Source organism: Bartonella queenslandensis AUST/NH15 (assembly GCF_000312585.1).
GTDB classification, from domain to species: Bacteria; Pseudomonadota; Alphaproteobacteria; order Rhizobiales; family Rhizobiaceae; genus Bartonella; species Bartonella queenslandensis_A.
Genome location: NZ_HE998188.1, coordinates 1 through 558, shown reverse-complemented (window position 1 = coordinate 558; position 558 = coordinate 1). Strand labels below are relative to the sequence as shown.

Genomic DNA, 558 nt, shown 5'->3' with positions numbered 1-558 from the left:
GCCCTCATGAGAGAGGTTATCTTCACTCTCAATGTAGCCCCCAAGTTGACCAGCCTTAACATCTCCAAAATCTCTTAATGCTCTAATTCGATATAAGAAGTGATCACTTACCAATTCACAATCATCAATAAATTCGTATTTTTTAGCAGGCTCTTGTTTATTAACAAGCGCGGTTTCATTTGAAATGTGAAAGGAAATTGTATTTTGGGAATTTTTCATTTTAAATTCTTTCTAATCAAAATTGTTTTTCAATTGACACCCTAATGGGCGCCGGGTGTTGAAAAACACGGTGATTAGTCCGTCGTCACACTTTTCTCATAAAGAGTATTGTATGGTGTGACCACACCCGACATGATCGTTATATGCCATTTAAAGCATAAAAGAAAGTCAGTATTTTAAAAGGCATGGGAGAGGTTGTTTCGTAACCTATCCGCTTAACATTAAGTGTTTCTATCACTTGATTATTTATATAACAAAATACGTATTTATTGTCAAATAATATTTTATCTTTTTTGATATTTTTTTGTATTTTTTTGTATTTTTTAAACCCGTTATGTA

General features: G+C 32.6%; 1 protein-coding gene and 1 pseudogene. Both read right to left on the bottom strand.

Annotated elements, in window-relative coordinates:
• Window positions 1-219 (bottom strand): annotated as a pseudogene (locus BN338_RS09830) (hypothetical protein); the annotation flags it as partial.
• 139 nt (window positions 220-358) lie between these two features.
• The coding region (locus BN338_RS12755) for a hypothetical protein (protein ID WP_039761943.1) at window positions 359-558 on the bottom strand (200 nt) is incomplete at its 5' end.